This is a genomic window from Neisseria sicca (assembly GCF_014054945.1).
Lineage (GTDB): Bacteria > Pseudomonadota > Gammaproteobacteria > Burkholderiales > Neisseriaceae > Neisseria > Neisseria sicca.
This window is the reverse complement of the sequence record NZ_CP059566.1, coordinates 2,319,706-2,339,526: the sequence shown is the minus strand read 5'-3', so window position 1 is coordinate 2,339,526 and position 19,821 is coordinate 2,319,706. Positions and strand designations below refer to the sequence as shown.

At 50.9% G+C, this 19,821-nt stretch carries 15 protein-coding genes; 5 read left to right on the top strand and 10 right to left on the bottom strand.

The window, feature by feature from the left end:
• Window positions 1–2 precede the first annotated feature (2 nt).
• From H3L95_RS11150 to H3L95_RS11125, 6 genes are all read right to left on the bottom strand, one after another.
• Window positions 3–797: a phosphatidate cytidylyltransferase gene (locus H3L95_RS11150; RefSeq protein WP_003758923.1), complete on the bottom strand. Its 795-nt coding sequence runs from the start codon at window positions 795–797 to the stop codon at window positions 3–5.
• A 2-nt stretch (window positions 798–799) separates the two neighbouring features.
• Window positions 800–1,546 (bottom strand): undecaprenyl pyrophosphate synthase, encoded by a 747-nt coding sequence (gene uppS / locus H3L95_RS11145; RefSeq protein WP_003758925.1) that lies wholly within the window; start codon window positions 1,544–1,546, stop codon window positions 800–802.
• A 57-nt stretch (window positions 1,547–1,603) separates the two neighbouring features.
• Window positions 1,604–2,161 (bottom strand): ribosome recycling factor, encoded by a 558-nt coding sequence (gene frr, locus H3L95_RS11140; protein WP_003758927.1) that lies wholly within the window; start codon window positions 2,159–2,161, stop codon window positions 1,604–1,606.
• A 342-nt stretch (window positions 2,162–2,503) separates the two neighbouring features.
• Window positions 2,504–3,625 (bottom strand): hypothetical protein, encoded by a 1,122-nt coding sequence (locus H3L95_RS11135; RefSeq protein WP_003758928.1) that lies wholly within the window; start codon window positions 3,623–3,625, stop codon window positions 2,504–2,506.
• Entirely contained in the window at window positions 3,615–4,568 is a 954-nt protein-coding gene (locus tag H3L95_RS11130) for an ABC transporter ATP-binding protein (protein WP_003758931.1), read from the bottom strand. The genes H3L95_RS11135 and H3L95_RS11130 overlap by 11 nt, the downstream gene beginning before the upstream one ends.
• Window positions 4,569–4,999: 431 nt before the next feature.
• Entirely contained in the window at window positions 5,000–5,974 is a 975-nt protein-coding gene (locus tag H3L95_RS11125) for a S49 family peptidase (RefSeq protein ID WP_040668597.1), read from the bottom strand.
• Between the two features lie 714 nt (window positions 5,975–6,688).
• On the opposite strand from H3L95_RS11125, the gene H3L95_RS11120 reads away from it, so the two are divergent.
• Entirely contained in the window at window positions 6,689–7,504 is an 816-nt protein-coding gene (locus H3L95_RS11120; protein ID WP_003758942.1) for a PoNe immunity protein domain-containing protein, read from the top strand.
• Window positions 7,505–7,575: 71 nt separating this feature from the next.
• Window positions 7,576–8,103 (top strand): hypothetical protein, encoded by a 528-nt coding sequence (locus H3L95_RS11115; RefSeq protein WP_009312620.1) that lies wholly within the window; start codon window positions 7,576–7,578, stop codon window positions 8,101–8,103.
• A 1,300-nt stretch (window positions 8,104–9,403) separates the two neighbouring features.
• On the opposite strand, the gene H3L95_RS11110 is transcribed toward H3L95_RS11115, so the two are convergent.
• On the bottom strand, window positions 9,404–10,411 hold the full coding sequence (locus H3L95_RS11110) for an IS5 family transposase (protein ID WP_182096158.1): 1,008 nt from the start codon (window positions 10,409–10,411) through the stop codon (window positions 9,404–9,406).
• Between the two features lie 260 nt (window positions 10,412–10,671).
• Window positions 10,672–13,287 carry a bifunctional acetaldehyde-CoA/alcohol dehydrogenase gene (gene adhE / locus H3L95_RS11100; RefSeq protein ID WP_182096157.1) on the bottom strand — a complete coding sequence of 872 codons (2,616 nt, stop codon included), beginning with the start codon at window positions 13,285–13,287 and terminating at the stop codon, window positions 10,672–10,674.
• 580 nt (window positions 13,288–13,867) lie between these two features.
• On the opposite strand from adhE, the gene H3L95_RS11095 reads away from it, so the two are divergent.
• Both H3L95_RS11095 and H3L95_RS11090 read left to right on the top strand, forming a co-directional pair.
• Window positions 13,868–15,976: a TonB-dependent siderophore receptor gene (locus H3L95_RS11095; RefSeq protein WP_003757279.1), complete on the top strand. Its 2,109-nt coding sequence runs from the start codon at window positions 13,868–13,870 to the stop codon at window positions 15,974–15,976.
• 378 nt (window positions 15,977–16,354) lie between these two features.
• On the top strand, window positions 16,355–17,170 hold the full coding sequence (locus H3L95_RS11090; RefSeq protein WP_003757278.1) for an alpha/beta hydrolase: 816 nt from the start codon (window positions 16,355–16,357) through the stop codon (window positions 17,168–17,170).
• A gap of 643 nt (window positions 17,171–17,813) precedes the next feature.
• On the opposite strand, the gene H3L95_RS11085 is transcribed toward H3L95_RS11090, so the two are convergent.
• Window positions 17,814–18,086: a hypothetical protein gene (locus H3L95_RS11085; RefSeq protein WP_003762107.1), complete on the bottom strand. Its 273-nt coding sequence runs from the start codon at window positions 18,084–18,086 to the stop codon at window positions 17,814–17,816.
• Window positions 18,087–18,161: 75 nt separating this feature from the next.
• Here H3L95_RS11085 and H3L95_RS14255 point away from each other — a divergent pair, with 75 nt between their 5' ends.
• A complete protein-coding gene (locus tag H3L95_RS14255; protein WP_003762109.1) occupies window positions 18,162–18,296 on the top strand; it encodes a hypothetical protein in 135 nt (44 codons plus the stop codon).
• A gap of 304 nt (window positions 18,297–18,600) precedes the next feature.
• On the opposite strand, the gene H3L95_RS11075 is transcribed toward H3L95_RS14255, so the two are convergent.
• On the bottom strand, window positions 18,601–19,644 hold the full coding sequence (locus H3L95_RS11075) for an NAD(P)H-dependent flavin oxidoreductase (protein ID WP_182096156.1): 1,044 nt from the start codon (window positions 19,642–19,644) through the stop codon (window positions 18,601–18,603).
• Window positions 19,645–19,821 lie beyond the last annotated feature (177 nt).

Here is a 19,821-nt window from a genome sequence, read left to right as displayed (position 1 = left end):
CTTCAGAACAAGCTTTCAAAGGCGGCATAGACGCTGATGACGGCAATCAGGCTGTCCACGCGGTCAAACACGCCGCCGTGTCCGGGCAGCAGATTGCTGCTGTCTTTGATGCCCGCCGCGCGTTTGAGCCAGCTTTCCAACAGGTCGCCGCATACGCTGACAACGGTCAACACCAAACCGATTAACACGGTATTGAACCAGCCTGCGTCAAACGTGAGCCAACCAGCCCACCACACCACAATCATGTACACTGCCACGCAAATCGCACCGCCGATTGCGCCTTCCCAGCTCTTGCCGGGGCTGACGGTCGGTGCGATTTTGTGTTTGCCGAACGCTTTACCGCTGAAATACGCGCAAACATCGGCAACCCACACCAAACCCATCACGGCGAGCAGCGACAAGGCATAATCGGGATGCGGACGCAGGGACATGAGTGCGAACCAAAACGGCATGACCAAAAGCCAGCCGACGGTATAAGCCTGCCAGCCGCCATTCAATTTCCATTTGAATTTCAGCCACAAAGGCATAACGACCAGCCAAAACGCCAAAACGGCGTACCAGACGATATCCGGCAGCGTCCAACCGCCTGCGTAGGCGATGACGCCGAACACCAGCGTTGCGGCAAGATAATGATTGGTTTTCAGTTTTTCCAATCCGCTCATACGGGCGTATTCCCACAGCGTAACCAGGGAAATCAATCCGCAAAATGCCGCCCACAGCCATTGCGGCGCGTAAAACAGCATACCGAGCATCAACGGCAGCATCCACAGCGCCGTGATAATCCGTTGTTTCAACATTTTTAACCCCTTTGCTGCTCTACCGGCAGCTGTTCCGAAGTGCGGCCGAAGCGCCGTTCGCGTTTTTGGAACGAGGCGACAGCATCGTCCAAGGCTTTGCTGTCAAAATCGGGCCACAGGGTATCGGTAAAATAAAGTTCGGCATACGCCATCTGCCAAAGCAGGAAATTGCTGATGCGCGTTTCGCCGCCGGTGCGGATGAACAAATCCGGCTCCGGCGCATCGCCCAGCATCAAGTGTTTCGCCAGCGCGTCTTCCGTAATCTCAGATACGCCTTCGGCAATCAGTTTGTTTGCCGCCTGCAAAATATCCCAGCGGCCGCCGTAATCCGCGGCAATGCTCAGGGTCAGGCCGGTATTGTTCGCCGTCAACGCTTCCGCCTCTTCGATGCCTTGCAGAATCTGCCGGTTGAAGCGTTCGCGGCTGCCCAACACCTTCAGGCGCATATTGTTTTCGTGCAGACGGCGCACCTGTTTTTGCAAAGCCTGCAAAAACAGCCCCATCAGGAACGACACTTCGTCTTCGGGACGGCGCCAGTTTTCAGTCGAAAAGGCAAACACGGTCAGATATTGCACACCCAGTTTGGCGCAATGCTTCACCATATTTTCCAACGCGTCCAAGCCGCGTTTGTGCCCCATCACGCGGGGAAGGAAACGCTTTTTCGCCCAACGGCCGTTGCCGTCCATAATCACGGCGATATGCTTCGGAACTGAAGTATGTTCCAAAATGGTCTGCGTGCTGCTCTTCATCTCTGCCTTTCGCAGCGCGGCGGTTCAAAGGTCGTCTGAAACGCCGCGGACAAGGGTTTAAATCGCCATCAAATCTTCTTCTTTGGCAGCCAGCGTTTTGTCGGCTTCGGCGATGTATTTGTCGGTCAGTTTTTGAACCGCTTCTTCGCCGCGACGTGCTTCGTCTTCAGAAATTTCTTTGTCTTTCAAGAGTTTTTTGATGTGATCGTTTGCATCGCGGCGCACGTTGCGGATGGACACGCGTCCTTCTTCCGCTTCGCTGCGTACGACTTTAATCAAATCTTTACGGCGCTCTTCGGTCAACATAGGCATAGGTACGCGGATCAAATCGCCGACGGCTGCCGGGTTCAGACCCAAGTTTGAATCGCGGATGGCTTTCTCGACTTTGGCTGCCATATTGCTTTCAAAAGGTTTCACACCGATGGTGCGCGCGTCCAGAAGCGTCACGTTGGCAACCTGGCTGACCGGAACCATGCTGCCCCAATATTCGACTTCCACTTGGTCCAACAGACCGGTATGCGCACGGCCGGTACGCACTTTCGCCAAATTCTCTTTCAGCACTTCTACCGAGCGCTGCATTTTGCTTTCCGCTGTTTTTTGAATATCGTTAATCATTTTCTGCTTTCAAATAAGATACTGAATTTAAAACCTCGCCCGGACGCATGACCATCCGAACGGCAAATCAAGCTGTTAACTGCGCATAGTACCGTCATTCGGCGATTCCGACAAGGCAGAGGCGGTTTTGGGCCTTGTTTCTTAACTGATATTTAAATGCCGTTGCACATGAGTTTGAGGCGGAAAAGCATGGACGGCCTCGATACAGCCGAATTCATTTGCGTATAGACAAAAAGGTCGTCTGAAAACCTTGTCAACCGGTTTTCAGACGACCTTTATCCTATCCCGCCTCCAACCTCTCTATGGCGAAAGGCAGGATGCAAAACAGAAAATACGCTCCTGTTACGATGCAATCACGAACCAAAGACCTCGAAGAAGCAGGTATATCAATAATGTGATGGTGATGTTGTTGTATCGCCATTTCATTTGGTTGATGGAAAAAACCAGCAGCATGAGGAGAAAGAATGGTGTTATGTATGACCATACCATTTCTGCTGACACCAATGCGGCACAAATCAATCCCAAAGGCAAAAGAATCATCCAAGCAGGCAACGAAGCAATCGCCCACTTCGACTTTCTATTGCGCGCACGGACAAATTCTCCAATAGAAGAAAAGGTCGTCTGCTTCTGCGTAATCAAAGACAAAATACTTATACCGCCATAAGCTACAGCGCAAATATACAGCGCTTGTTGATAGTTGCTTACTAAACTGATTGAAGCTAAAGGCGTAAGAAGTCCAAGGACGATAAAAGTCAATCGGGAAGAGCGCAGGTGCAGGCGTTCTGCCATAGCCGCACGGGCGGCAACGCTGCATAAGATAACAGAAATAATGGAAGCAATAATTGGGGATACTGGGGACACATTGTCACGCAAACCCGGAATATCTTCCAAAGCGGTCAACATACTGGTGACGAACATGACCATGACGACAAACAGCAATAGGAGTTGTAATAGAGACCCTTCCCATTGATCGTTGCCACGTTTGAACTGCAAAGCATTGACCAATATCATGCAGGCGAGTGCCCATGAGTTGAGCGGCATAGTCAACCATATGATGAAAACATCGCTGTCTTCATGGTTGAAATGAAACATCGTTAGGCCGATCAGTATCCAGCCGACAAGGAAAATAACCCAACCGGTCAAAGGCGCGACAACAATCCTCGCCCAAGCCATCTGCCACGGAGACAAAGAGGACATGCGCAACTGGTCAAATGCATTGCTGGAAACGTCTTGGCGCAGACTGCGCTCAATCTGCAGATAAAGGGCGATATTTGAAATGCCGGTACCGAACGCACCGACGCTGGCAATATATTCCACCAGGTTTTCAGAATTGGCATTGGCAAAAACAAACAGGCAGTAGAGTATGATGATGCCTGCAATCATGCCCCAGCTCATGTTGAGCCACATCAGCCTTTGAAATTCGGCGTTAACCCGGATTTTGGGGATATTCAATTTATTGTCCATCTGCTTGCTCCTGTTGCTCTTGTTGCTCCTGCTCGTGGAGATTGAGGCTGTTTTGATAACTGTTTAGCAGCGACGCCTTAATGACGGCAGCTTCGCTCAAAGGCAGGTTTTGTTCAAACAGCTTGCGCAACAAGGCTGCACGTGCTTCTTCTCCCGCATCCAATATGACGGTAACGGCATGATTGTTCCATTCTGCCTGCTTCACGCCTTCCGTATTGCGGACCCGCTCGAATATGGATTCATCCAAACCGACAAATTGCAGCGAAACAGTCTGATCTTCGTTAACATCATCATTAACAGATTGAAATGCCTGAACACGTCCGCCTTTGATAACCAGCATATGCGAACAATATTCGTCCAGCTCGGAAAGAATATGGCTCGACACCAAAATGCTCATGCCTTCATCTTTGAGCTTCAGCAGCAACAAAGACAATTCATGTCGTGCCTCAGGGTCAAGACCGCTGGCAGGTTCATCCAAAAGCAAGAACTTAGGACGATGGATGATGACTTGCCCGATACCGACACGCTGTTTCTGACCGCGGGAAAGGTCGCTGACTTTGGCATACAGTTTATGTTCCAAATTAAGCAGGCGAACGGTTTCCAGCAGCAAATCGGGAAGTCGCGCATCAGGAATACCGCGGGATTTGGCGGCATACGTTAAGCACTGGATCACGCTCAAACCATCCGGCAACCCAAAAAAATCAGGCAGGTAGCCGAGTTTGGAAAAGCTATCGCGCGGATTATCAAGAATAGGCAGGCCGTCAAGCAAGACATCGCCGGATGTCGGGATTTCCAATCCTGCCATACAACGCATCAAAGTGGATTTGCCGGCACCATTAGGTCCGATTAATCCGGTAATACTGCCCTGCGGAAGTTCAACCGAGACATCGTACAATGCCTGCGTATTGCCGTAGTAAAAATCTAGATGTTGGACATTAATCATAATATTTATAAGATATGAAGGGGTTGGATGCAAAAATCGGGGGCGCTAACGCCGACTGATAAACTTTTATCACACGGATGAAATGACAAAATGGCTTTTCAGACGACCTCAAACATTTCTTGGCATTTCATGATAAACATTCAGCCTCAGCCGCTCCGATCTTGAGCCTTCGTATTATCAACAAAAAACTGTTTGACATACAAAAAACTGCTTCTGCGGTCGCTTTAATAGAAAGACGGATAACTTTACCCTATATTAGTGGACTTAAAAAAGCGGCAAGGACACCTTCCAAGCCGCTTTTTTGTCATTGGTTTGTTACCTTCCAACCTATAAATGGCATATGGAACATCATCAAACATCTCAAGAGATACGTTTTCAGACGACCCCACACTTACCTGGGGCGGCAACAAACGAATAATAGACAAATCCTGTTACCATATTTTCGACAGTTTTTCTTTAACTTTAGTCTCCATTTCAGCACTCAAATGGCGACCCAATATTTTGCCGAAATCTTCTTCAGGCGTATAGTTCACCAGCTCAGGGACTTTGACGACATCTCTAGCGACACTATATACGCTGCCGAAATCATCAATCAATCCCACTTCTTTAGCCTCCGAACCGGTATAGATACGGCCGCTGAAAACATCAGAATACTGCTGATCTTTCAAACGCTTTCCGCGTCCGAGTTTAACCGATTTAATAAATTCCTTATGGATATCGGTCAGCATTTTTTCCCAAATCTGAGTTTGTGCGGGCGTTTCAGGAGAAAACGGATCGCCCATACCCTTATTGCTGCCCGCGATTTTCAGACGACGTTTGATACCGATTTTATCCATCAGCCCCGTCGCATCAAACCCTCCGCCAATCACACCGATACTGCCGACCACGCTGGACGGGTCCGCATAAATCTTGTCAGCCGCCGCCGCAATGTAATAACAGCCCGATGCACACATATCTTCCGCCACCACATACACAGGAATGTCTTTATGCTCCGATTTCATACGGCGGATTTCATTAAACGCAATATTGGAAACCACAGGCGATCCGCCCGGACTATTGGCGCGGATGATAATCGCTTTAGCATTGGGGTTATTGTAAACCGCCTCCATACCGGTGCGCAGCATCTCAACCTGATCATCAAGTTCATTGCCGATTTCACCTTTCAAATCGATCACTGCCGTATGCTCCCCGCTGCTTTGCACTGCATCGGTATCGTCTCCAAACAGTGACGCAATAAACATGAGAAATAAAATCACACCGATAACACGCCAAATATTGCGCCAAATACGTGCGCTACGCTGCTCTTTATAAGAAGCCAGCAATACTTCGCGCAATACTTCGCGCTCCCAAAACGAGCCGGAATGAGATGAGGGATTATTCCCCTCACGAGAATAAGGTTCCTGCATGATCGGTACTTTCATTGTTCAAATTTTGACACTCGGAACCACAAATCAGGTAGCTCCAACATTTTAGAGGATGTCTCCTATCCAATAACCCCGCATTCTACCGTCCTAAAAGATAAAATTTCAATCATCAGCAAATATTTGAACAAAGTTTTCATTTTATAACGAAATTTTTGGTTTCCTCATTAGAGGGAATCCAAAGAAAACAGCGTCAAAAAATGATATGGGATATTATGCGCAGCGATAAAAGCTTGAAGGGAGATTTATGATAACTATTTTGAGTAATCGGACTATTCCTATCATAATGCTGTGTTGTTCGGCAGTGTGTCACAGCCAGTAGAGTTTATCTCCGGCAAAAATACCGATACCGTCGATATAAACATTAAAAGCGCAGACGCCTATTCCGGAAAACGCTTTTTTCAAAACATCCGTAGGAGTGTAGCAAGCGTAGATTGGGGCGGAAATCCAACCTCTATCAAGGTCGTCTGAAAGTTTTCAGACGACCTCTTTACCAATAGCAGTCGTCCTGTTCAATTGTTCATATGGCTGTGATACACCACCATCACAAACCTGCCGACCACATTTTCTAGGTAAAGAATCGATTGTTTTATTCCCTGAAAGCGCAGGCAGACTATGAAAATGCAAAAAACGTCAGGAAAATGCAGAAACTAGCCACAGACGATTTAAATAACTTACTTGTCTATTTAAAGGACTAAAATGACCAATCAAGTTAAATATGATCGCAATAAAGACCGTCAGGGATTGTTTAAAGAAGATTTTTTTAAAACCAGTTATTCTGAAAATCTACAACTGCTGCAAGAGTGGATAGAAGAAAGTAAGAGTGACTCAACTATTCCTTCAGACGCACTGCCTCAACAACTTTATTTAACAATGCTTACAGAATACACCGCAGGATTTCCGATAGAAGACATCAAGAAGCGTATGGAGCAGATAGTTTATTACTGTAAGCAATGCCTGGATATACACAGGCAATACGGGCAAAAGGAAGACATCATGTTTATTTGGGGGCCGGAGGAGTGGGCGGGAGAAGAGCAACCCAACATTATCGGACTTTGCCTATTGTTCGAACGGATGGATTGGCTGGAAACCATTAAAGACAGCCTCAATCCCTATAACGATGACGAAATGTATTACGACCCTTCGTTCAGGGCTTTGATGAATATGGCACTACCCACGAAATTTGATCCCAGCGCCAAATTTGCCAAAGGCGGGCACAACTTCCGCAAACCCCTGCTACAAGCAATCATGGCAGAAAGCAAGGAAGAATCCCTGAAATATCTCAACACCTACCTCTCCGGTTGGTACGAAGGCAACCGAAAAATCGGTAATCTCCTGATTGACACACATTTGAACCAAGATCCCGAATATGGGGGCTATATCGGCTACTGGAGCTTTGAATCCGCCGCAGTCGCCTATTTAAAAGACTTGGACGACACCTCCCTGCGGCAGTATCTGTACTACCCCAAAGACATCGTGGACTGGGCGCGGGAGCAGAAGCTTAAGCACGAGTAGGAGTAATACGGCAAGGGTGGATTGATATGAAGAGAATCGTTTTATTATTCTTTATTTATAGTAGTTTCGCTATGGCAGAACAAAATATTTTTCCTGTTCATGAAGTGCAAAATTTGTTGGGTTATGGGCAGTTAGAGTTTTTAAAGCCAAATAAAAAAAATATTTTTATGCGCTATACAATGAAAAATAAAGGAATAAAAACATATTCCTTACAAGATGGCTGTTATCAAAAAGATAAAGTAGATAATTGTGTATCTGAAATGGTTTATCTGGAATCTTCGCCTGATGGCAAGTATTCGATATTTATGCATATAGAAGGAGGCATGGTAGAGGATTTGGAAGAAAATTCTTCGCATTACCATGAAACTAATAATATTTTGATTTTAAATCATAAAAGCGGGTGTTTGGTTATGGCGCCTTCTAAATACTACGTTAATTGGAAAGGAAAACATACCTTAAGTGATGGGGATGGAGATAGAGATATTGATTTAAATAAATATTTTAGAGGAATACCTATATTTTATAGAAATAATAAATTGGATGCGGAAAATTATTATGGCGTAGATAATGTAAATAGTTGCCGTAAATTTCAATTGTAAAAATTACCTTCTTATTGGTGCTATCCAGCAAGCGTAGATTGAATTGAAAGTCTGTTATTGAGGTCGTCTGAAAAATTGAGGATTTTTATTTTCAGACGACCCTTCGTCAAGTGGATACAGATTCAGGATAAACCGACCCGTAGCGTGGGCTTCACCCACGACCTTCTGCCCAAACATCCGAATCTAATCATCTCTGTTCATTCGTGGGTAGAACCCACGCTACGGGCGGCTGGCTCTCCCGTCTGGAGGGAGAGAGCAGCTCTACGGTTTGCACGAATTTGATTTTACCTAAAACCATAAAGCCACTCCCATCCTAACCTTCCCCCGCCGGACGGGGGAAGGGACAAGTTGCCGTTGCAGTAACCCATAGCGTGGGCTTCGCCCGCGATCTTCCGTCCAAACATCCGAATCTAATCATCTCTGTTTATTCGTGGGTAGAACCCACGCTACGGGCGGCTGGCTCTCCCGTCTAGCAGGAGAGAGCAGCTCTACGGTTTGCACGAATTTGATTTTACCTAGAACCATAAAGCCACTCCCATCCTAACCTTCCCCCGCCGGACGGGGGAAGGGACAAGTTGCCGTTTCAGAAAATCGTAGCGTGGGCTTCGCCCGCGATCTTCCCGCCCAAACATCCGAATCCAATCATCTCTGTTTATTCGTGGGTAGAACTCACGCTACGGGCGGCTGGCTCTCCCGTCTAGCAGGAGAGAGCAGCCCTACGGTTTGCACGAATTTGATTTTACCTAGAACCATAAAGCCACTCCCATCCTAACCTTCCCCCGCCGGACGGGGGAAGGGACAAGTTGCCGTTTCAGAAAATCGTAGCGTGGGCTTCGCCCGCGATCTTCCCGCCCAAACATCCGAATCCAATCATCTCTGTTTATTCGTGGGTAGAACTCACGCTACGGGCGGCTGGCTCTCCCGTCTGGCTGGAGAGAGCAGCCCTACGGTTTGCACGAATTTGATTTTACCTAAAACCATAAAGCCACCCCCATCCTAACCTTCCCCCGTCGGACGGGGGAAGGAACAAGTTGCCGTTGCAGCAAATCGTAGCGTGGGCTTCGCCCACGACCTTCTGCCCGAACATCCGAATCAAATTATTTATGTTCATTCGTGGGCAAAGCCCACGCTACGGCTGCTAAAAATATAGTGGGAGACCTTTGCAAAAAAGCCCTTCCTCCGACAACCGAAACCCCAACACAGGTTTTCGGCTGTTTTCGTTTCAAATATCCACTGATTCTACCCAAACACCCCCTTAATCCTCCCCGGACGCCCCATAATCAGGCATCCGGGCCGCCTTTTAGGCGGCAACAGGCACACTTAGCCTGTTAGCCGCTTTCAACAGGTTCAAACACATCGCCTTTAGATGGCTTTGCGCACTCACTTTGAGCAGACCAAAATAGGCTGCCCGGGCGTAGCGGAATTTACGGTGCAGCGTACCGAAGCTTTGTTCGACCACATAACGGGTCTTCGACAAATATCGGTTGCGTTTGGTTTGCACTTCCGTCAGCGGACGATTGCGGTGGGCTTTGCGCATAATGCCGTCTAACAACTGATGCTCTTCCAGATGTTGCCGGTTTTCCTTACTGTCGTAGCCTTTATCGGCATAGACGGTCGTACCTTCGGCAATGCCTTCCAGCAAAGGCAACAGGTGGTTGCACTCATGGGTATTGGCGGGGGTAATCTGCAGTTTCTCGATATAGCCTTCCTCATCGGTGCGGGTATGTTGTTTGTAACCGAGTCTGTATAAACCGTTTTTCTTTGTCCAACGGGCATCTTTGTCCTTACTCGGTGTGGTTTGTCCGCTGACTTGTCCTTCTTCATCGACTTCTATGGCCTGACGCTGTTTGCTGCCGGCGGTCTGAATAATGGTGGCGTCAACGACGGCGGCGGATGCCTTCTCTACTTTTAGGTTTTTTTCGGCCAGTTGTCGGTTAATCAGTTCCAGCAATTCGGACAGGGTGTCGTCTTGCGCCAGCCGGTTGCGGTAGCGGCATAAGGTGCTGTAATCGGGGATGTTCAGTTCGTCAAAACGGCAAAACAGGTTGAAATCGATGCGGGTGATGAGGCTGTGTTCGAGTTCGGGATCGGAGAGGCTGTGCCATTGTCCGAGCAGGACGGCTTTGAACATGGACAACAGGGGATAGGCAGGACGCCCTCGGTGGTCTCTAAGGTAACGGGTTCTTTGACGATTCAGGTATTGTTCGATCGGCTGCCAATCAATCACCTGATCCAACTTCAATAGCGGGAAGCGGTCGATGTGTTTGGCAATCATGGCTTGTGCGGTTTGCTGGAAGAAGGTGCTCATGGAAAATCCCCTAAATGTCTTGGTGGGAATTTAGGGGATTTTGGGGAATTTTGCAAAGGTCTCAGTGGATTAACTTTAAACCAGTACGGCGTTGCCTCGCCTTGCCGTACTATCTGTACTGTCTGCGGCTTCGTCGCCTTGTCCTGATTTAAAGTTAATCCACTATAAGTGGGGCACAATATAAAAAACAGAGGTCGTCTGAAAACCCGAAATGTGGTTTTCAGACGACCTTTTCTTGCGCTTTATGGTTTACGCGAACCTTATTCGCCGTAATAGGCTTTGGTCAGTATTTCTTCCATGTCGGCGACCAATGCCAGACGCGGGTTGGCGGGGGTACATTGGTCTTCAAAGGACAGCATTGCCAGCTCTTTGCGGCCGTCGATGAAGGTTTTTTCGTCGAGACCTTGTTCTTTGAACGACATTTTGATGCCGACGTTGACCGCCAGTTCATGACAAGCGCGGGCAAAGGATTCTACGCCTTCGGCGGGGGTGGCGCACGGCAGGCCTAAGGTACGGGCGATTTCCTGATATTTCAGGTCGGCTTTGTAGTAGTTGTACTTCGGCCAGGTGGCGGTTTTCTGCGGGCGTGTGCCGTTGTAGCGGATGACGTGCGGCAGCAGGATGGCGTTGGCGCGGCCGTGCGGAACATGGTATTTGCCGCCGATTTTGTGCGCCATTGAGTGGTTGATGCCGAGGAATGCGTTGGAGAACGCCATGCCTGCGATGGTGGAGGCGTTGTGCATGTGTTCGCGTGCTTCGGGGTCGGACGCGCCGTGTTTGTAGGAGCGTTCGAGGTATTGGAACACGAGCTTGATGGCTTGCAGGGCGAGGCCGTCGGTAAAGTCGTTGGCGAGCACGGAAACGTATGCTTCTACGGCGTGGGTCAGTACGTCCAGACCGGTGTCGGCGGTTACGCCGGCGGGAACGGTCATGGTAAACGCGGGATCGACGATGGCGATGGTCGGGGTCAGCGAGTAGTCGGCGATGGGGTATTTTTTGTCGCCGTCGCTGATGACGGTAAACGGCGTAACTTCGGAGCCGGTGCCCGATGTGGTGGGGATGCCGATGAATTTGGCTTTGCGGCCCAACTCGGGGAAGCGGAAGGCGCGTTTGCGGATGTCCATGAATTTTTGGACGAGGTCTTCAAAATCGACTTGGGGCTGTTCGTAGAAGAGCCACATGGCTTTTGCCGCGTCCATCGGCGAGCCGCCGCCCAGCGCGATGATGGTGTCGGGCTGGAAGCTGCGCATCAAATCGGTGCCTTTATAGACGGTTTGGACGCTCGGATCGGCCTCGACGTCGGTGAAAAGCTGGATGGTTACTTTGTTCTTGCGTTGGTGGAGCTGGTGGGTCACTTTATCGACGAAGCCCAAATCGACCATCGAACGGTCGGTCACAATCATGACTTTTTCACAGTCTTTCATGTCTTGCAGGTATTGGATGGAATCGCGCTCGAAATAGATTTTGGCGGGTACTTTGAACCATTGCATGTTGTTTCTCCGACGGCCTACTTTTTTGATGTTTAACAGATTGACTGCGCTGACGTTGCCGCCGACGGAGTTTTTGCCGTAAGAGCCGCAGCCCAAGGTCAGGGACGGCAGGAAGGCGTTGTAAACGTCGCCGATGCCGCCGAAGGTGGAGGGCGAGTTCCAAATCACGCGCAGGGCTTTGACGCGGGTGCCGAAGGTTTTTGCCAATTCATGATCGGCGGTATGGATGGCGGCGGAGTGTCCCAAGCCGTCGAAGGCGACCATTTGTTCGGCAAACTGCAAACCTTGTTCGGTGGAATCCGCTTTGAGCATTGCCAGTACGGGCGAGAGTTTTTCGCGGGTCAGCGGCTCGTTGGGGCCGACTTCGCGGCATTCGGCGATGATGATGTTGGTTTTTTCAGGGACTTTAAACCCAGCCTGTTCGGCAATCCACGCCGCCGGTTTGCCCACAACGGCGGAATTGAGCTTCGCGCCGCCGCAGTTGGCGCAGTTTGCCGTAACGCCGAAGATGAAGTCTTCGAGCATGGCTTTTTCTTTTTTGTTGGCGAAGTACACGCCGTAGGATTTGAACTCTTCGACCAGCTCTTTATAAATCTCTTTGTCGGCAATGACGGCTTGTTCGCTGGCGCAAATCATGCCGTTGTCGAACGCCTTGGACATCACGATGTCGTGTGCCGCCTGCTGGATGTTTGCCGTTTTTTCGACATAGGCAGGCACGTTGCCCGCCCCGACGCCGAGCGCGGGTTTGCCGCAGGAATAAGCGGCTTCCACCATCGCATTGCCGCCGGTCGCCAAAATCGTCGCTACGCCCGGATGTTTCATCAGCGCGGAAGTGCCTTCCATAGACGGTTTTTCAATCCACTGGATGCAGTTTTCCGGCGCGCCGGCGGCAATCGCGGCATCGCGCACGATTTGGGCGGCGTGGGCGGAACACTGCTGGGCGGAAGGGTGGAACGAGAAAATAATCGGATTGCGGGTTTTCAGCGCAATCAGGGATTTGAAAATGGTGGTGGAAGTCGGATTGGTGGTCGGCACGATACCGCAGACGACCCCGACCGGATCGGCGATTTCGGTAATGCCGGTTACATCGTCTTCGCTGATGACGCCCACGGTTTTCAAATCGCGCAGGCGGCGCACGACGTTTTCGCAGGCAAACAGGTTTTTGGTCGCCTTATCTTCAAATACACCGCGTCCCGTTTCTTCGACCGCGTGCATGGCGAGTACACCATGTTTGTCCAGCGCGGCAATGGAGGCTTTGGCAACGATATAATCAATCTGCTCCTGATTCAGCTTGCGAAACTCGTCCAACGAGCGCAAACCCTTTTCAACCAAACTGTTGACCTCGGCTACGGCGGGGCTGACGACATTGTCGGCTGATGCGTTCATGGTGTATCTCCTTGATATAAGGTGGCAATAAAGTCGATAAATTTTCACTACGATTACTATAAGTAATTTTGTTACATTTCTCTTTGACTTACATCACAAACCATGCATGCTGTTTTCAGACGACCTCTTTCAGGATTTTTCTGTTTTTAATACATTGAAATAAAATAATTTTAACGAGTTTGATAAAAGTGGCTGCCGAGTCTTCCCCCTTTACCATATCGCTATTGTTTTGCCCGCCGCAATTCATATGAAAATGAAATTTTTTGAATTTTGTATCGAAATTACAAATCAACCTTTCAAACAAAATTTGCATATATAGTGGATTAACTTTAAACCAGTACGGCGTTGCCTCGCCTTGTCGTACTATCTGTACTGTCTGCGGCTTCGTCGCCTTGTCCTGATTTAAAGTTAATCCACTATAAAAAGACAAGGTCGTCTGAAAACCAAATTAAAGTTTTCAGACGACCTTGTCGCATATTCACAAGAGATTGTCGGGAAAACGATAGTTTTTTTCTACAATTTCAGATATTAAACTTATAAAATACAACCATTCTCATTTGTACAATGAACGGAGAAATTGATGTTCCGACCCAATCTGACCGCTGCTGCCGTTGTGGCCGCTTTATCTTCCACTGTATTTGCCGCCGAAACGGTCGAGCTGGATACCGTCCATGTGAAAGGACAGCGTTCGTATAACGCGATTGCCACCGAGAAAAACGGCGATTACAGCTCGTTTGCCGCCACCGTCGGCACAAAAATTCCCGCTTCTTTACGCGAAATTCCGCAATCCGTCAGCATCATCACCAACCAGCAGGTAAAAGACCGCAACGTTGATACCTTTGACCAATTGGCGCGCAAAACGCCGGGTCTGCGCGTGTTGAGTAATGACGACGGCCGCTCATCGGTTTATGCGCGCGGCTACGAATACAGCGAATACAACATCGACGGCCTGCCCGCGCAGATGCAGAGTATCAATGGTACGCTGCCCAACCTGTTCGCCTTCGACCGCGTCGAAGTGATGCGCGGCCCGAGCGGCTTGTTCGACAGCAGCGGCGAGATGGGCGGTATTGTGAATTTGGTGCGCAAACGCTCGACCAAAGAGTTCCAAGGCCATGCGGCAGCAGGGTTCGGTACGCACAAACAATATAAAGCTGAAGCCGATGTTTCAGGTCCTCTGAACGCCGACGGCAGCGTGCGCGGTCGTGTGATGGCGCAGACTTCGGGCGCGTCTCCCCGTCCTGCCGAGAAAAACAACCACCACGAAACCTTCTATGCGGCGGCGGATTGGGACATCAACCCCGACACGACTTTGGGCGTAGGCTATCTCTACCAGCAACGCCACCTCGCGCCGTACAACGGTCTGCCCGTCGGCAGCAGCGGCAATTTGCTGTCCCTGCCCAACCACACTTTCGTCGGCGCGGATTGGAACAAATTTAAAATGAACAGCCATGACGTGTTCGCCGATTTGAAACATTATTTTGACGACGGCGGCTACGGCAAAATCGGTATGCGCTATTCCGACCGCGATGCCGACTCTAACTACACCTTCGCCGCCAACAAACTTTCTGCCGACAATAAGGCAAACGTCGTCGGCTTAGGCACGGAAATCAAACAAAAAGCCTTCGCGGTTGACGCAAGCTACAGCCGTCCGTTTGCCTTGGGCAACACCGCAAACGAACTCGTCGTCGGCGCGGACTACAACCGCCTACGCAGCACCAACGAGCAAGGCCGTGCAGCCGTTGCGCGTAATGTTGCCTTGGGCGATTTCCACTCCGTTCCCTATGTCAACCTGATGCAGAACGCCCGTGCCGGCGCGCGCGGTTACAGCCATACCGTCGCTACCGAAAACCTTGACGAATTCGGTGTTTACGGCAAATCCGTCTTCCATCCGGTCGACAGGCTGTCGCTCATCGGCGGCTGGCGTTTGGGACACTACAAAATCGAAGCGGGCGAAGGCGACGAGTTGCACAAAGCCAGCAAAACCAAGTTCACCGGCTACGCAGGCGCAGTTTACGACTTGAACGACAACAACAGCCTCTACGCCAGCTTCTCCCAACTCTACACGCCGCAAACCAGCCTCGGCACCGACGGCAACCTGCTCAAACCGCGCGAAGGCAACCAGTTTGAAGTCGGCTACAAAGGCAGCTACATGGACGACCGCCTCAACACCCGCGTCTCCCTCTACCGCCTGAAAGACAAAAACGCCGCCGCACCGCTGAACCCGAACAACCGCAACACCCGTTACGCCGCCTTGGGCAAACGCGTGATGGAAGGCGTTGAGACCGAAATCAGCGGCGCGATTACACCGAAATGGCAAATCCACGCAGGTTACAGCTATCTGCACAGCCAAATCAAAACCGCCGCCAACTCGCGCGACGACGGCATCTTCCTGCTGATGCCCAAACACAGCGCAAACCTGTGGACGACTTACGAAGTTACGCCCAAGCTGACCCTCGGCGGCGGCGTGAACGCGATGAGCAGCATCTCCTCTGCGGCAGGGCTGCGTGCAGGCGGCTACGCCACCTTCGACGCCATGGCGGCATACCGCTTCACGCCTAAGCTGAAGCTGCAAATCAATGCCGACAACATCTTCAACCGCCACTACTACGCCCGCGTCGGCAGCGCGAACACCTTCAACATTCCCGGCTCGGAGCGCAGCCTGATGGCAAACCTCCGCTACGACTTCTAAAAACGGGAAAAGCAAAAGGAAAACAAATCACCGCCAAAAACCAGAAGACCAACACATTACGGAAACAGACCGGACAGGCAGGGAACACCACCTGTCCGGTTTTATCATTTATGTCCATGTATTCAAATATAGTGGATTAACTAAATCAGGACAAGGCGACGAAGCCGCAGACAGTACAGATAGTACGGAACCGATTCACTTGGTGCTTCAGCACCTTAGAGAATCGTTCTCTTTGAGCTAAGGCGAGGCAACACCGTACTGGTTTACAGTTAATCCACTATAGAAAAAACAGCAGATATAGCCCAAAGGTCGTCTGAAACATCCGCCAACCCGATAACACACACAACACACCCCACCAACACAACCGACAACCCCGCCATGACCTCACGCACCGCACACTGGCAAGCCGCCCGCCTGCTGCAAGCCGAAGAAACCCACATCCGTTCCGAGCACACCGGCCGCAGCTACCGCATCCAAACCGCCGCCATCGGCGACCCGCCCCCACAAGGCTATCCCGTCCTCCATATCCTCGACGGTGACGCCTTCTTTCCCGCCGCCCTCAGCATGGCACAATCCCTGCTCATCAACCCCATGACCCGAAGCCGCGCCGCCTGCCTCATCGTCAGCATCGGCTACCCCAACGGCGAAGTCCGCGACCTGACCCAACGCGCCCTCGACTACACCCCGCCCCTGCCCGAAACCGCCACCGAAGCAGACCGCCGCCAATACGGACAAGCAGACCGCTTCGCCGTCTTCCTCGACCACGAACTCGCCCCGACCCTTGCCTCCAAATACCCCGTCAACCTCAAAGAACAAGCCCTGTTCGGACACTCCTTCGGCGCATTGTTCGGACTCTATTCCCTCTTCACCGCCCCCGACCGCTTCAAACACAACCTGCTCGCCTCCCCCTCCGTCTGGTGGCACAACCGCCGTGTCCTCGACTTCCTTCCGTCCGCCCTTCCCGCCGACACCGCCGTCCGCATCAGCGTCGGCGAACACGAAGGCCGCAGCAACCGCCCCGAACAAATCGGCAGGGAAATGGTTGCCCAAGCCAAACTGCTTGCCGGCACCCTCCAACACCTCGGCGCAGACGCACAATTTACCCTTTACCCCAACGCCAACCACGGCAACACCCCCTTCTACGCCCTCCCCGACCACATCGAATACCTCCGCCAAGCGTGGCAGAAGAAATAAACCGGCAGAAACGAAAAGCCGTATTCCAAACAAAGAGGAATACGGCTTGAGTGATGGCGGTTGGGAATTTTCAGACGACCTTGGATTCATTTTTTATACAATCAACGCAGGTTTTATTCAATTAAATTGGAAATCCAACCCGTAGCGTGGGCTACGCCCACGAAATCTGCCACCTAATAATCTGAATCAGTTATCTTTGTCCGTGTATTCACCTCATGAGCAAAACCTACGCTACTTATTGCCGCAACGACAACTTGTCCCTTCCCCCGTCCGGCGGGGGAAGGTTAGGATAGGGGTGGCTTTTGAGGTTTAGGTCAAATAAATTCGTACAACCCGTAGAGCCACCCTCTCCCCAGCCCTCTCCCGCCGGACGGGAGAGGGGGCGGATTACCAGTCGAAATGGGGTCGTCTGAAAACTTTGAGATTCGGGTTTTAAAGAAACTCGTTTACGCTTTTTTTCAGACGACCTTTTATTCAATCTCTGCAGATTTGGGATAACCCAAGTAGCGTGGGCTTTGCCCACGAAACCTACTATCTAAATCCAAATCAGACAACAGCCAAATGGGCATCCATTTTGGCTTTCATCTCATGAGCAAAGCCCACGCTACGGGAGACCTTTGCAAAAATCATCGTCAATCCGGATTTATTCTGTCTGAATCTTTTTTCTAAAAATCTTAGTGATTAACCATCCCAGTAAAAACCACCAAATTGCATTCAGAAAGATAAATACCCAATTGGCTAACGGGCCATTTACATAATTGGAAACGAATAAGGACAAAATGGAAAAGGGAAAGGCTAAGACGAAGAGAAGAAAACCTCCCCAGCTCCCCTCTGTACTATCATCCAAAATAACCATTGATGCGATTAGATAGATTAATGCCAACAAGATGCCTAATTTATTTTTAAAGAAAGACATATATCATTTCCTCTTGTTTTCTATAAGAATAAAGCATAAATCAAAACGTTCACCAAATCGGGCGCTGCGTTCCATATGGGCGGACGCTTCCGCGGCATCTCCGGTAAAGGGCTGCAATCGGTTTATAGTGGATTAACTTTAAACCAGTACGGCGTTGCCTCGCCTTGCCGTACTATCTGTACTGTCTGCGGCTTCGTCGCCTTGTCCTGATTTAAAGTTAATCCACTATATGTTCAGGAAAAGCGATATCTGTCCGACGGCAGGCTGCGCATTACCCGCAAACCCCTGATTGGCGGCAAATGAAAACCTCCGGCACCACTAATCGACAAGCTCGGAAGAGACCCAATCCGTAGCGTGGGCTTTGTCCGCGAACCTGCTGTCCGACAATCCGAATCGGGCGGTTGTCTTTATCTTCATTTCGTGGCAAAGCCCACGCTACGGGTCGTCTGAAAACCTGTTTTCAATTTTCAGACGACCTTTTTGCAACGTCCACCTTGCCTGTGCTCAAACCGTCCTAACGCTCGATGCTGCCGCACAACCGTTCGACGATTTCCGCCGCGCTGCCGGGGCGGCACAGTCCTGCGTTTTGCCCTGCCCAAAATGGGGAAAAGTCGTAGCAGCCTTGTTTTTCGGCGGCGGCTTTCAATGCGCCGGCGGCTGCGCCTGCCAAGGGAAATGGGAGCGCTGCGTCATTCATCGGACCAGCTTCGCGTATGAAGCGGTTGTAAAGCCCGCGCGCCGCGCCGCCGCTGAACAAGTTGGTTACCACGGTATCTTCAGGACGGGCGGTTTGGATGGCGGCGCGGTGGGCAGGTTTGGTCAGGGCTTCGTCTGCGAGCAGGAAGGCGGTTCCGACCTGTACTGCGGACGCGCCCAATCCCAACGCGGCGCGGACGGCGGCGGCATCGGAAACGCCGCCTGCGGCTATGACGGGCAGGCGCACGGCCTTGCGGACGGCGGGCAACAGGGCGAACAAGCCGCTTTGGCTGTCGGGATTGCGGTTTAAAAACCATCCCCGATGACCGCCCGCCTCCCACGCTTGGGCAATCACGACATCTGCGCCGTTTTGTTCCAGCCAGACGGCTTCTTCGACCGTCGTCGCGCTGCTCCACACTTCCGCACCCGTCGCTTTGACGCGCTGCAAGTATTCGGGCACGGGCAAGCCGAAGTGGAAGCTAACCACAGGCGGGCGGTAACGTTCCACACATGCCAAAGCATCGGCATCAAACGGCTGCCGCCCGCCGCCGCTGGGAATGTCGTTTTCCGTCAGCCCGTAAGCTTCGAAATACGGACGCAACACGGCAGACCATGCCTCGTATTGCGTGCGATCGGCAGACGGCGTGCGGTGGGCGAAAAAGTTGAGGTTGTACGGACGGCCGCCGCCTTCCTGCTTCATCCGTGCCAACGCTTTTTCCAAACCCGCGGCGTCATACATCGCCCCTGCCAACGAACCCAAAGCGCCGGTTTTGCCGACAGCCAGAGGCAGCTCTGTGTCATGCGCAAACGCCATCGGCGCTTGAATCAGCGGATAGCGCAGTGAGGATAAAATGCGGCTCATGTCTGTTTCTCCTTGTAATCTGTTTAGTCAGCCGGCTTGAAATTTCTTCAGTTTAAATACGCGGACTGACCATGTGGAACATGGCTGAATTTTGCCACAAAAAATAGTCGGGCATGGCTGCAAGGTCGTCTGAAAACAAATCTTAGCGTTTTGTGTTAAGCGAGTGTTTGCGAAACT